The organism is Prosthecobacter sp. (assembly GCF_029946185.1).
Classification (GTDB): domain Bacteria; phylum Verrucomicrobiota; class Verrucomicrobiia; order Verrucomicrobiales; family Verrucomicrobiaceae; genus Prosthecobacter.
On sequence record NZ_JAQSEA010000274.1, the window covers coordinates 1 to 13546 of the forward strand.

At 60.0% G+C, this 13546-nt stretch carries 10 protein-coding genes; 5 read left to right on the forward strand and 5 right to left on the reverse strand.

The window, feature by feature from the left end:
- A partial coding sequence (locus PSV43_RS22315) for an oligopeptide:H+ symporter (RefSeq protein ID WP_300202972.1) occupies nucleotides 1-870 on the forward strand: 870 nt, incomplete at its 5' end.
- A gap of 237 nt (nucleotides 871-1107) precedes the next feature.
- Here the strand turns inward: PSV43_RS22315 and PSV43_RS22320 are convergent.
- From PSV43_RS22320 to dusB, 3 genes are all read right to left on the reverse strand, one after another.
- Complete coding sequence (locus PSV43_RS22320) at nucleotides 1108-3999, reverse strand: DUF1549 domain-containing protein (RefSeq protein ID WP_300202975.1); 2892 nt, start codon at nucleotides 3997-3999, stop codon at nucleotides 1108-1110.
- A gap of 73 nt (nucleotides 4000-4072) precedes the next feature.
- Nucleotides 4073-5305: a M48 family metallopeptidase gene (locus PSV43_RS22325; RefSeq protein WP_300202978.1), complete on the reverse strand. Its 1233-nt coding sequence runs from the start codon at nucleotides 5303-5305 to the stop codon at nucleotides 4073-4075.
- A 390-nt stretch (nucleotides 5306-5695) separates the two neighbouring features.
- Nucleotides 5696-6736, reverse strand: coding sequence for a tRNA dihydrouridine synthase DusB (dusB, locus tag PSV43_RS22330; protein ID WP_300202980.1), 1041 nt, complete (start codon nucleotides 6734-6736; stop codon nucleotides 5696-5698).
- Here dusB and PSV43_RS22335 point away from each other — a divergent pair.
- The gene (locus PSV43_RS22335; protein ID WP_300202982.1) at nucleotides 6727-6969 is read left to right on the forward strand and encodes a hypothetical protein; all 243 of its coding nucleotides are present in this window, start codon (nucleotides 6727-6729) and stop codon (nucleotides 6967-6969) included. The genes dusB and PSV43_RS22335 overlap by 10 nt on opposite strands.
- Nucleotides 6970-7009: 40 nt before the next feature.
- Here PSV43_RS22335 and PSV43_RS22340 read toward each other — a convergent pair whose 3' ends face one another.
- Nucleotides 7010-7681, reverse strand: a complete 672-nt coding sequence (locus tag PSV43_RS22340; protein WP_300202985.1) for a segregation/condensation protein A — start codon at nucleotides 7679-7681, stop codon at nucleotides 7010-7012.
- A 155-nt stretch (nucleotides 7682-7836) separates the two neighbouring features.
- On the reverse strand, nucleotides 7837-10320 hold the full coding sequence (locus PSV43_RS22345) for a hypothetical protein (protein ID WP_300202988.1): 2484 nt from the start codon (nucleotides 10318-10320) through the stop codon (nucleotides 7837-7839).
- Between the two features lie 99 nt (nucleotides 10321-10419).
- On the opposite strand from PSV43_RS22345, the gene PSV43_RS22350 reads away from it, so the two are divergent.
- The 3 genes from PSV43_RS22350 (at nucleotide 10420) to PSV43_RS22360 (ending at nucleotide 13436) form a co-directional block, all read left to right on the forward strand.
- Entirely contained in the window at nucleotides 10420-10689 is a 270-nt protein-coding gene (locus PSV43_RS22350; RefSeq protein WP_300202991.1) for a Precorrin-3B methylase, read from the forward strand.
- Nucleotides 10690-10830: 141 nt separating this feature from the next.
- The gene (rlmF, locus tag PSV43_RS22355; protein ID WP_300202994.1) at nucleotides 10831-11727 is read left to right on the forward strand and encodes a 23S rRNA (adenine(1618)-N(6))-methyltransferase RlmF; all 897 of its coding nucleotides are present in this window, start codon (nucleotides 10831-10833) and stop codon (nucleotides 11725-11727) included.
- 137 nt (nucleotides 11728-11864) lie between these two features.
- Nucleotides 11865-13436, forward strand: a complete 1572-nt coding sequence (locus PSV43_RS22360; protein WP_300202997.1) for a hypothetical protein — start codon at nucleotides 11865-11867, stop codon at nucleotides 13434-13436.
- Nucleotides 13437-13546 lie beyond the last annotated feature (110 nt).

A 13546-nucleotide genomic window follows, 5' to 3' on the forward strand; every position in this document is an offset into this window, starting at 1 on the left:
CATATCGGCCAGCGCGTGATTCACGAAGGGCAGAATGTGAGGCGTGAATGGACGCTGCTGCTTTTGGCGCTGACGGCCGTGGGCATCCTGGTCGCGCTGGGCGTGGCAGGGTTCCTGCCCATTGATGCCATCAAGTTTGCGCATAGCACGGCGTGGTTCATCTCCGGTGTGGCGCTGCTGTTCTTCCTGTGGGCGTTTTTCCTGGCCAAACTGGATGGAGTCGAGAAAAGGCGGATGGTGGTCATCCTCGTGTTGTTTCTGGCGTCGGCCATGTTCTGGGCGGGCTTCGAGCAGGTGGGGTCGTCCTTCAGCATCTTTGCCGAACGATATACCATTCGGAAATTCGGCGGCTGGGAAGTGCCTGCGAGCTGGATTCAGGCGCTCAATCCGCTGTGTGTGATCGCTCTCGCTCCGCTCGTCGCGCTGCTGTGGTCACGGCTGGCGCGCATTGACCGCGCACCTTCTCTGACGACCAAGATGTCCTGGGCGCTGCTCATGCTGGCGCTGGGGTTTGTGGTCGCGGGCTGGGCGGCGCAGCGTGCGCTGAGCACGGGGCCTGTGTGGCCGACGTGGCTGATGTCCGTGGTCCTGCTGCACACTCTTGGAGAGCTCTTTCTCAGTCCCGTGGGTTTGAGCGCGGTGACCAAGCTTTCGCCTCCGCGACTCACTGGGCAGATGATGGGCATCTGGTTTCTTGGCAGTTCCTTGGGTGACATCTTGGCAGGAATCCTCGCTGGCGGTGTGACCGGCGATGCCACCGCGCAAATGCCGGAACGCTTCATCCATGTGGCGGTCATCGCGGGGATTTCCGGGGTCGTGCTGCTGCTCCTGGCGCGCTGGATTACGAAGCTGATGCCGGGGATTAAGTGAGGGGGAAGAGAGTTCTATACCCCGCGAAAGCGGTGTCGCCGATGCAGGCTTGCGCCGTGCATCTCTGCCACCGCAGTCCAAGACGCTGCCGCGCACGGAGGAGGTCAGGCGTCTCGCCTGACGGCGGACTGAGGCGTCTCGCCTTGGTTCGGAATCAGACGGAGGCGGGACGCCTCGATCCGTGGACAGGCTGGAAGCCTGTCCTCCACGGATAGCCGGGACGGCTATCCTCCTGCATCAATGGTTGAAGTAAAACTCCTTGGAGTTCAGCAGGGCCCAGAACAAATCCTCGAGGACGTTTTGGCGGGCACCGGCGTCGTCGGTGATGGCTTGCTGCACATTGTTCCATTCCTTGTCCATAGGCATGCGGCCAAAGACGCGGAGGAAGAGGTCTTCCACGATTTCGCGGTCGTTCTTCTTTTCTTGAATCATCTTGGCAACGACGCGGCCCTGCTTGATGCGGTCATTCACGGCGTCGCCGTTCATGAGATGCAGTGCTTGGGAAAGAGTGGGTTCCATCTTCACTTCGCAGGAGCAGACGGATTCACGGGTGGCACGGCCAAAGGTGGTGAGGAAGTAGTTGGAGACAGCACCATCGGCGATCTGCACGGCACGGGCACCCAGAGGCAGGCCCTGGAACTTGTTGGGCGTGCCGGTGATCTGGGAGATGGCGTCGAGCAGCACCTCAGCGCGCACACGGCGGACCTGGGCGTGGGAGAAGTTGCGTTTGTCGCCTGCATTGGTCTCATTGACCTGCGTGCTACGCTGGTAGGTCTGCGAATTGCAGACGTCGCGAACGAACTTGCGCATGTCGAAGTTGTACTCGGTCAGGTGCTCGGCCATGGCGGCAATGAGAGCTGGATTGGAGGGCGGATTGGAGACACGCACGTCATCGACAGGCTCCACGACGCCGACACCGTTGAAGTGAGACCAGACGATGTTGGCGATGTTGCGCGCAAAGAAGGGATTCTGCGGTGAGGCCATCCATTCGGCGAGCACTTTACGGCGGTCCTGACCCGGCTTCATTTCGGGAATGTCGCCACCGAGGAACTTGGGCTTCATCACGGCCTGAGTGAGGAAGTGTTTCGATTCACCGCCCTTGCTGTTGTAGATGATGACTTCCGCCGGATCGTCGGTCGCTTTGCGGCCGATCTGGGAGAAGAAGGCCTTGAAGCTATAATAGTCATCCATGGTCCAGCGGTCGAAGGGATGGTTGTGGCACTGGGCGCACTGGATGCGCATGCCCATGAAAACTTGGGCGACGTTTTCGGTGAGCTTGAGCTGGTCGAGCTCCGTTTGATAAAAGTTCACCGCAGGATTGGAGACGGTGCCGCCGGAGGAAGAGAGCAGTTCCTGAACAATCTCGTTGATGGGGATGTTCTTGCCGATGCGCTCGGAGAGCCAGTTGTAATACAGCAGCGCGTTCTTGTAGAAGGGCGGAACGTTGTTGTTGCCAGCGATGCCGGAGCGGATTTGCAGCAGTTCGGCCCACTTCATCACCCACAGTTCGGTGAACTCCTTGCGCTCCAGCAGGCTGTCCACCAAGGCGGCGCGCTTGTTGGGGTTTTTGTCGGCGAGGAAGGTGCGCATGTCCTGAGCCTCGGGATAAACCCCGGCGATGTCGATGAAGGCACGGCGCACGAATTCCGCGTCCGTGCAGATGCCGGAGGGCAGGATGCGCAGCTTGTGGAGGTTCTCATCGACCAGGGTGTCGATGTAATTGGTCTCAGCGAGGTTCGGCCGCTCATACTTGAGCTGCGCAGGGATCACGAGTACCTGGGAGGTGACGGAGTAAACGTCAAAGCGGGCGAGCATGAAGGCAGCGCCACGATCAGCAGAGGTCACGAGACCCAGCTTGTCGATGGTCGCGGTGGGATCGTTGTTGGACATGAAGAGCGCGAGGTTCGTCACATCGCGGTCGGTGCCGTCGGAGTAGGTGGCGCGCACGGTGATCTGCTGCGTGGCGTTTTTGCCTTCCATGACGATCTGGCTGGGAAAGACTTCGATGCCGGTGACCTTCGCCACATCGGCGCGGTCATCAGGCGCACCGGCGGTGATCCACTCGATCAGCGCCTTGTTGTACACGGAGTCCGGCTCGAAGCACTGGTTGCCGGAGTGCGGCACCGCGCCCACGGCTTTTTCAATCAGCGAGCTTTCTTCCGGAATGGCGAGATTGATACGGCGGCCTGGCATCTCACGGGTGATGCGGAGGAAGTCCCCGGCAGGGTCCATGCCGAAAAGGGAGGTGCGGAAGCCGTCCTTGCCGCGTGCGGCACCGTGGCAGCCGCCCTGATTGCAGCCGCCGCGCATGAACACCGGCATGCAGTCGAGACGGAAGGAGATGGCGCGATCCTTGGTGCCATCTTTGACATTGATAGCGGCTTTGACCGTCTGGCCGCCGATGGAGGCGATGAGTTCGGTGCTGCCTGCGTCTGCGACTGGCTTCAGGGTGAGACCATCAAGCGCGGCGACCTTGCTGTCGGCGACGCTGAGGTCGCAGACGCTGGTGACGTCCTTGGTGGTGGCATCCTGAAAGGTGGCCAGCACGACGACGCGGTGGAAGTCGCGCTTGGTTTCCAGCGAGTATTTGTCTGGGAGAATCTGCAGCGACTTCAGCGTGGGCAGCTTCTTCTGCAACTCGGCCAGGGCCTGGCGCTGCTCCGGTGTTTTGTACTGGAGCGTGAGATTCTGCGGCCACTGCGCGCCTGCGGCGATCCAGCGCTTGAGCACATCGATCTCATTGGCAGCGAGCGGTCCGCCTTTCGGTGGCATGATGTCATCGTGATCTTTGGGCAGGATGACGCGCTTGATCATCTCGCTGTCATCAGGCTTGCCCGCGACGAGGGCAGGGCCGTCGGCACCGCCTTTGAGCAGAGCGGCGGCGGAGTCCATCAGCAGCTTGCCTTTGATCTTGTTGGGGTTGTGGCACTCCAGGCACTTGTTTTCCAAGATGTGCTGTACATCACGTGCAAAATCGACTCCGGGCGCAGCGGCAGGGGCCGCAGTAGGGGCTGCTGCTACAGTGGGTGCAGCGGCAGGCGCTGCGGGGGCAGCAGCAAAACCAGAGGAGGTAAGGGCGAGGACAAAGAGACAAGCTCGCACGGGGCTTTTCATAAAGGGTAGGATCAAGGGGTTAATGAAGCTACGGGCCAGAGGTGATGCATTTATCAAAGGTGCGAAAAAACACTGTGAATAACGCCGCTCATGCCTCCAATGCCGCCAGCCGCTGACCAATGGGCGGGTGGGAATAGTGCAGCCAGACCGTCAGCGCATGAGGGTTGGGGTGCGTGAGGTGGTCGAGCGAGAGCTTTTGCAAACCTGCGATCAAAGGCGTACTGCCGCAAGCGGCGCGGGCGAAGGCGTCGGCTTGGAATTCATGTCTGCGGCTGAGGGCACTGCTCAACAGACCCAGCAGCAGGCTGGCAGGCTGATAGAGGATGCTGAAGAGCACCAGTCCCAGACCCAGCGGCTGCCCCGTGACTCCGAATGCCTGGAAAAACGCGGGCGACTGCAAGGCGGCATGCAGCAGGTAAAACATCAGCCCGCTTTCCAGCAGGCCAAGGATAAGCTGCTGCGGCACATGGCGGCATTTGTGGTGCCCGATCTCGTGGGCCAGGATGGCCTCCAGCTCCTCTTGCGAGTGTTTTTCGATCAAGGTGTCAAACAGGGCGATGCGCTTGTTCTTGCCGAAGCCGCTGAGAAACGCGTTGGCCTTGCTGGAACGGCGCGAGCCATCCACCACGGACACATCGACCACCGGGAATTCGAGCCGTGCCGCCAGTGCCAGCAGCGCCTCCCGCAGCGGGCCATCGGTCAGCGGCTTGAACTTGAGAAACAAGGGCATTAGCAGCCGTGGCGAGAGCCAGGCCATGACCAGACTGAAACCGGCGACGGTGAGCCAAGTGTAGAGCACCGCATGCACTTGGGTCTGGAAGAACCACAGGATCAGCGCCAGCAACGGTCCGCCGAGAAGGGCGGTGAGCAGCAGCCCCTTGAGGCGGTCTTTGATGAAGGTGCCCGGTGTGGTGCGGTTGAAGCCGTACTCGGCTTCGATCTTGAAGGTGTCATAGGCATCGAAGGGCAGGGACAGAATGTTCTGCACCAGCATCAGCAGACCGATGACGCCCACGCCAGTCTGCACGGAATTCCAGCCCCAGCCCGCGCTCCAGCGCTGCAGCCAGTCAAAGCCACCGCTCCACCAGACCAAAATCAACGCGCCCACGGAGATGGTGCTGCGGAGGAGATCAAGGTGCGCGGACTTGCCCGCATATTCACCGGCTTTCTGCACGGTTTCGTCGGTGAAAATCGCTTTCAAACGCTGCGGCAAAGCATGGCGGAACTGCCCGAGATTTAAAAACGTGGCGATGATTTCGAGATGAAACACACCGAGCACGCCGACAAGGGCGGCGATGAACCAGGGATTGGATAGGGTCATGGGAAGGAAAAGAGGGCTTGGCGCTTCAATGCGTGGCCTTGGGCAGCTTTTGGTAAGGCTTGGGGAAATAGGACTCAAGCACGAATGGCACTCAGTTACGCGTCGTTGTCGTCTTTGGGTAGCCTTTCTTCAGCAGTCCTTCAGCCCCAACGGGAGTGCATCAGAGCCCCGGCGGAGCGAAGAATGGGCCTCAGTCATGCGCGCCGTTGCACAAACACTGCCTCAAGCCTTGGCTGGCCACTGCTCTGAACCCCAACGGGGTGGTGAAATGGGCCTGGGAATCCAGAGGGGGGGATGCGGGACTTGGCAAGTCCTGCTCCTTGGGGGGGAGGCAAAAAGTACTCGTGTGCTTTAGCTCGTGCTGGAGGTCATGGAGCGTTCCAGAACGAGCTAAAGCTCGGTACTACTTTCTACTGCGGACTCTTCTGCATGCGTCGCCTGGTCATGCCCATGCTCGGCCTGATGCACGAGGTAGGCGGCAAAGATGTCCTCCAGCTCCATCACGCTGCCGATTTGTGAAAAGCGCTGGCGCAGCCATTTGCCGCCGGGGATGGACTTGGTGTAGTTCATGAGGCGGTTGCGCATGGAGCGAATCGTGGGCAGTTCGCCCATGTGGGCGTTGCGTTCGATGGCCAGTTTGCAATGGCGGCGCATGAAGTTGAAGCGCTCCTCCACACTTGCGTGCGGGGCATGCGTGCCGGTGGCGAGGTAGTGCTTCGCTTCTTTAAACACCCATGGATTCGCCATGGCGGCGCGACCGATCATGACGCCCTTCACGTTGGTTTGCGCGCGGCGGATTTCCACATCGACGCCGCTGGAAATGTCGCCATTGCCGATGACAGGAATCTTCACGGCATCGGCCACCTGACCGATGACATCCCAGTCAGCGAGACCGGTATAGCCTTGGGCACGGGTGCGGCCATGCACGGCGATGGCCTGCATGCCGCAGTCTTCAAGAATGCGGGCGACTTCGATGGCATTGACGAGGCTCGAGTCCCAGCCGATGCGCATCTTGGCAGTCACGGGAATCGGCACTGCCTTGGCGACTTCGCGTGCTACGCTGGCGAGCAGGGGGCAGTCTTTGAGCAGGGAGGAGCCGCCATTTTTGGAGACGACCTTGTTCACCGGGCAGCCGAAATTGATGTCGATGAAGTCCGGCTGCTTCCAGTCGATGATTTTGCGTGCGGCTTCGCCCATGCGTACGCCGTCAGAGCCGAAGAGCTGCACGCCGAGCGGGCGCTGCGCATCGTCAAAGTCCACGTAGTGCCGCGTGCGGTCATCGCGCTGGAGGATGCCCTCGGCGCTGACAAACTCCGTCATCATCACATCTGCGCCCTGTTCCTTGCACAAATGGCGGAAGATCACGTCCGTGACCCCGGCCATGGGGGCCAGATACAGGGGAAAGCGGTCATTTTCGAACCATGGAAGCATCTTTAGAGCATAGCCGCACTGGCACAGTGCGGCAAGTCGTGTCACATTTGGCGATGGCAAGACGCCGACGCTACCGCAAACCACTCCTCCCCGGCCTCTGGACGGTGATGGTCGCGTTTGCCCTGATCGGCAGCATCGGCGGGCTGTTCTGGGTGCTGGGTAAGAAGACGAAGATCAGCCGGGTGGGACCCACGCCGACGGCGACTGTGGGCGCTGTGGCGAAGGGGAAGTAGCACAAGCGTCCGCTTGTTTCGGGCAATCGAGACGATTGCCCTACACCGCTGGACGCACCACCACAATGTCTCCCAGCATCTGCTCCTGCTCCACTTGCAGGTGGTTGAGCTTGATGAGTTCCAGCATGGCAAGGAAGGTCACGATCACTTCGCCACGGCTTGCAGCGCTGGTGAAGAGGTCTTCAAACCTTACCTTGGTGCCAACGAGTACGATCTGGAGCAGGTGCTCGATCTTGTCCGCCACGGTGTAGCGGTCATTGACGATTTCGCGGAAGTCGCTGGCGTTTTCAAAGCGCTTCAGGATGCGCTGGAAGGCGCGGATGAGGTCAAAGATACCCACCTGGCCGATGGTCTCCACCGGGGCGTCGAGGTCGGGCAGTTCCGGTGTGGTGACGAACAATTCATCGCTCTTCACCTCCTGCGCACCGAGGAAATGGGCGGCTTCCTTGAACTTCTTGTACTCCATGAGCTGACGGATCAGCTCCCAGCGCGGGTCATTCTCTTCTGCATCCTCTTCCGGTGGCTGCACCGCCTGCGGCAGGAGTTCGCGGCTCTTGATGTACATCAGATTGGCGGCCATGACGATGAACTCGCTGGCCAGCTCGATGTTGAGAGCCTTGAACGTGTCGATGTAATCCAGGTACTGCCGCGTGATGCGCTCCAGCGACACGTTGTAAATGTCGATCTCCTCCTTTTTGATGAGGTAAAGCAACAGGTCCAGCGGGCCTTCAAAAATCTCGAGTCTAACTTTGTAATCGGTGTCTTCCACCCGCCGAGATAGAGCGGGGAATCGGTCCTGGCAACTCAGGAGCGCGGGTATTCAGATCCTTCGCTGGGTAGCGATACAGTCTAAGGCCACCTTATTCTTCACGGTATTGGATGCACGCGGACAAAGGCGATGCGTGTGGTCACCACGCCGCCGCCGTGAGAAGGGGAGAGGAGGCAGTGAAACTTGCCGGGGATGATGCGAATTTTTTCGGTCCATTCGTCGAACTCGTGTTTCGCACCGGGATAGACATCCTTGCCGCTGGTGTAGATTTGGAGTGTTTCTTCCAGACCCGGCTCAACGGGCCTGGCCGTGGAGTGCTTGAGAGAGATTCCCAACTGAGAAGTCCCGTTAGGAGAGGCTATCACTTCGACCTTCAGTTGCAAGCCTACCGGCAGCGTCATCAGCGCAGTGGGCCGCATGCGGTAGGGCGCATCACGATTGGGGGGATCAAACTCTGTGGCTGTCATGTACTCCTCGGTCACGTTCAAGGTGCTGCGGACTGAGGCCTGAGTGCGCTGCATGGTGTATGACTGAAGCGTGGCCGCACCTTGTTTGAGGTTCTGCTGGGTGAAGGCCATCAAGTCATCGCTCTTCACTGCCTGCCATTCCTTGGCGTCTTTCGCCGGGATCTCGAAGATCAAAGTTTCGACCTCGAAGTCACCCGAAGCGGTTTTGGGCGCTGGCCCCTTGGCTGACCGCTGCGCAAACAGGAACACGGTCTCATGCTCTGGAATGTCACCGCCGGATATGACCGCAGGGATGTTGGTGACGGCGCAGAGATAGGTGCCGGATTGGGTGAAGGCGGAGGTTTCGCTATTGAGGAAAAGACTGCGAAAACGTGGCTCCCACATGATGGCTTCGGGCATGTCGCGGGCGAGTTTCCACTCGGTGCGTGCAGGCGGTGCCAGATCCTGCTGGAGTGCCACGTTCCCGCCCTCCTGTTCGAGTCGGGTGCCAACCGTGCGTTCATTCCAGGCCGAAGGAATGCTGGGCATTTCCGTGGGGTAGGCATGCATTCGTGCGCTGACTTGGGTTTTTCGACCGTTTTGGAATTGGTTGGCCGAGGCCGAACAGGCCACCACCTGGGCCTTGCCAGTCTTCACCTGCGACACCAATTCTCGCAGCAGGTCTTCATCTTTCCCCTGCTGGCGTGTGGTGAGCAATGCCTGCGCCTGATCAGAGTCCAGCGCGATGCCAAGCATTAGCAGAGGCGGCGGGGTGGCAGGTGCAAAGGATGGCTGTTGCGCAGGGGAGATGGGATCTGGAGCGAAGGGGTCGGCCGGCTGTTTGGCTTCGTCTGGAGATAGGGCCTGAGACTTGCCTGGCTGCCTGTCCCCGCCTAGCTGCCGCTGCGCTATCGTGACATCCAGCCAGCGCCCTTTCCGTTCGGTGCCCCAGGTCTGATCCGCAGGGGGCATCATGGAAATGAGATGGGGTGATGCATCGTGGAAAGCCACTTCTCCCAGGGTCGTTTCTTCAAAGCGGTCATACCAGTCCATCCAGCCGTGGATGGCCTTGCCGGTGGACTTTCCTTGGGCTCGGTCATGCACACGCAGCCAGGAAGTGGGCCACTTCACCGCGAGAGGAGGACACGGCGCATAATGACTTTTCCAAGCTGCCTGCGGCCCCCCGATGTCACCCTCCAGCCGGGTGCCTGCCTGCACCGTTGCAAAGCTGACGGGCAGTTGATACAGCCTGTCCAAATCCTGATCGACCTCCTTGGGAACGCAGCATTCATCACCGGCCTGGGCCTGAGTGGGAGCGTTCAGGGAAGTGGTGGTGCTCAGGTTGGAGACGACGCTTGCCTGCCCGGCGGCCACGGCTTCTTGCAGCCGTTTTTCCAGTGCCGCATCGCTCTGCGGGCCATTCATCAGCCACTCAATCATGTCCATCTCGGGCACGCGATAAATAGTCTGCCGGAGTGTGGTTGGCGGCGGTGGATTGCCACGGCTGCCCTGAAGGGTGCCTTGGATAAATACAGCGATGCGCATGCTGGCATCCTTCTCCAAGGTAAAGCTGGTGATCAGGCGCTCGTCCTTGCAGGCCAATACCTCGCCCTGCCAGCGCAGGCGGTTGAAGCGCGGGGCCGTCACGCTCTTTTCATCACGCTCAACTCCTGTGGCTGCCGTGGCGTAGGTCATGGGCTGCATCTGCGGGGGCTGCAGGTCATGAGTTAAGCTGATGCTCAGACGTGTGGCTCGGTTGGGATCCAGATCCAGTGTCTTATTCACCACTTTGATTTCGGTGCCAATAAACTCCGGCAGCATTTTCTTGGCGACAACGCCGTTGCGATCCGGTGTGATGGCCCATTCGGTGACGATGTCACGCGCTTTGCCAGACCGCAGGACCAGCTCTTCTTCATCATTGCGCAGTTCGCCGGAAAGTTCCACCAGCGTCCTCGCCTGCAAGCGCTGGCGCAGTCCCACCGGGTTTGTTTCCTGCGCCCTTTCATGCTGCCAGTCGCTTTCTTTGACGGTTGCGATGGTGATGACCACCGTGTTGGCCGCATCCTGCGCCCATGCGGGGTGACCGCACACAAACAGGGCCAACGGCATGATCCAAATCAGCAGAGGGTTGCGCATGCTTGCTTTTTATCTGAAAAGCTGAGGGCGTTGCAATGGGAATCGCCATGCCCCTCGCTTTTTCGAGGCTTTTCGTTTAAGAACCTATCCAACAGACCCATGCCCGCGAAGAAGAAACCCAGCACCAAGCCGCTCAGCGGTGCCGCCTTGATCAAGGAGGTGTGCCGCCGTATCCGCGTGGCGCGGGGCTACTGGGATGCGCACAACAACCGTGCCTGCCGGGGCGAGCGTGAGAAGGCGATGGCTCTCTATGAAACCCTGAGCGAGGCGGAGCGGGAGAAGGTGCCGCAGGTGCTGCGCGTGTGGCTGCGCTATCGCAGCGAGAAATACTTTGGCGATGACCGCACGCCGCCGGGAGGTGGGAAGTGAGAATGAATTGGCCGCAAAAAGACGCAAAAAATGCGCAAAAAAGCATGCCTGTTTCTACCATTCATTCGGTGAATTTTTCTGTCTGGTTCCTTTTTGCGAGCTTTGCGTTTCTTTGCGGCCAACCTTATTTCTGCTGCTGACATGAACAGCGCCCCCAAAGCAGGATTGCACCCGCGCAATCGCTTCAACATGCGGTATGACTTTCCGCAGCTCATCGCGTCCTGCCCGGCCCTGGCGGCATTTGTGAAACCGAATGCGTATGGCGATGACAGCATCGACTACGCGGACGCGCTGGCGGTGAAGGCGCTGAATCAGGCGCTGCTAAGACAGGCGTATGGTTTGCAGCACTGGGAGATTCCGCCCGGTTATCTCTGCCCGCCCATTCCGGGGCGGAGTGATTACATTCATCATCTGGCGGATCTGATCGCGCTGCGGCGTGGGCCGTCGGTGCGGGTGCTGGACATTGGCACGGGGGCGAACTGCATTTATCCGCTGATTGGCGCGAGTGAGTACGGCTGGAGCTTTGTGGGTGCGGAGGTGGATGCCGCCGCATGGCGCTGGGCACAAAAGATCGTATCGGCGAATGCGAGTGTGACGGGATTGATCGAGTGCCGGTTGCAGAAGTCGGTGACGCAGTGCTTTCGGGGTGTCATTCAACCGGGGGAGCGCTTTGAGCTGACGATGTGCAATCCGCCATTTCACACTTCCGCAGCCGAGGCTGCAGCGGGCACGCAGCGGAAGCTGCGGAATCTTGGCGGGAAGAAGGCTGGGCTGAACTTCGGTGGCAAGGCCAACGAGCTTTGGTGTGAGGGCGGCGAACTGGGATTCATCCGCCGGATGATCGAGGAGAGTGTGGACTTTGCACCTCAGTGCGGATGGTTCACCACGCTCGTTTCCAAGAGCGAGCATCTGCCGCGACTTGAGCAGGCGCTGCGCAAGGTGAAGGCGGCGGAGGTGAAGATCATCGACATGGCGCAGGGGCAGAAGAAGAGCCGCATCCTCGCGTGGACGTTTGCGGAGGTCAGGCATCCTGCCTGACTGCGGACTGGGGCGTCTCGCCTTGGTCCGGAATCAGACGAAGGCGGGACGCCTCGATCCGTTGTCAGGCCGGAGGCCTAACCTCCTGGGCGCATTGCGCGGAAGAATGGGCTGAGGTGTTCGTATTGCCTCTCCTCATGAAATTATCGTTCGCATTCTGTTCCGTCCTCCTGCTGGCCTCTGCGCTGCATGCCGAGGTGAAATTGTCCAAGGTCTTCACGCCGCACATGGTGCTGCAGCGTGGCATGGCGGTGCCGGTGTGGGGCTCGGCGGCTCCGGGTGAGAAGGTGACGGTGGATTTTGCAGGACAGAGCAAGACGGCCACGGCGGATGCCAAGGGTGCGTGGAGCGTGAAGCTGGATGCGCTGAAGGCCAGCGCGGAGCCACGTACGCTGACGATTGGCAGCCAGAAGATTGATGACGTACTGGTGGGCGATGTGTGGATCGGCTCCGGTCAGTCGAACATGGACATGGTGGTCACCAGCTACACTGCGGGAGATCCCGTGCTGGCGGAAGCGGCGAAGCAGACGTATCCGCAACTGCGCCTGCTGAGGAAAGAGGCGGGTGCTACTTGGGAGCTGTCCACGCCAGAGACGAATCCGAAGTTCAGCGCGCTGCTGTTCTCGTTTGGTTTCCCGTTGCAGAAAGAGCTTGGTGTCCCGGTGGGGCTGATGGTGGGCGCAGTCGGTGGCACGCCTTCGGGCTTCTGGCTGAGCGAAGAGATGTATCGCAGCGATGCCGCGAGTGCTGCGGCGGTGAAGGCTTTCGCGCCGACTTATAAGTATGACGAACTTGTGGCGAAGTATGCCGTGGACAAGGCCAAGTACGATGCGGAATTCGCCACCTGGAAGCCGCTGGCCGATGCTGCGAGGAAAGAGGGCAAGCCACTCCCTCCCGCGCCGCGTGCGCCGCAGGGTGTGGGCAAGGCGGGCGAGACCAACTCGGGCAAAGTCGGGCAGCTTTTTGAAGCCTACATCCGTCCCTATGTCGGCTATGCCATCAAAGGCGTGCTGTGGGATCAGGGCGAGAGCCGTACGAACATCGTGGGGGTGGATCAGGTGACGCTCATGGGCGCACTCATTGGTGGCTGGCGCAAGGCATGGGGCCAGGGCGATTTCCCCTTTCTCTACGTGCAGAAGCCGAGCGGCGGTGGCTGTGCGTTTGATTACTCACAGCCGATGAACCGGCTCGCGGAGAAGTTTGCGCCATTGCCGAAGACGATCCCGAACAACCCGGATGCGCAGTACTCGCACGTCGCCTTTGAGCAGATCATGAAGTATCCGAACACGCACATGGTCATCAGCAGCGATCTCGGCAACGGCATTCATCCGCCGAACAAGTCGGGCTACGGTGCGCGTGCCGTGCAGGTGGCGCTGGCCGTGGCGTATGACAAAGGCACTGAGTACCTCGGCCCGCAGCTTGCCTCGCACAGCGTCCAAGGGGATAAGGTCATGCTGACCTTCAAGCATACGGGCAAAGGTCTGGCCTTTAAAAATGGCGACAAATTGCAGGGCTTCATGATCGCCGGTGCCGATAAGAAATTCTTCTGGGCTGACGCACGCGTTGATTGGGCCAGTGTCTTTGTCTCCAGCAAAGATGTCCCCAATCCCGTCGCCGTGCGCTACGCCTGGAGCAGTGCTTTCCCATGGGCGAATTTGTTCAATCAAGATGGTCTGCCCGCGCAGCCGTTTCGGACGGATACGTGGTAAATGCCGGAGGTCAGGCATCTTGCCTGACTGCGGACTGGGGCGTCTCGCCTAAGTTCAATGCCGTTAAGCAATCTGGATGACTTGATACAGAGGGTCGGCAGTGATGGAAG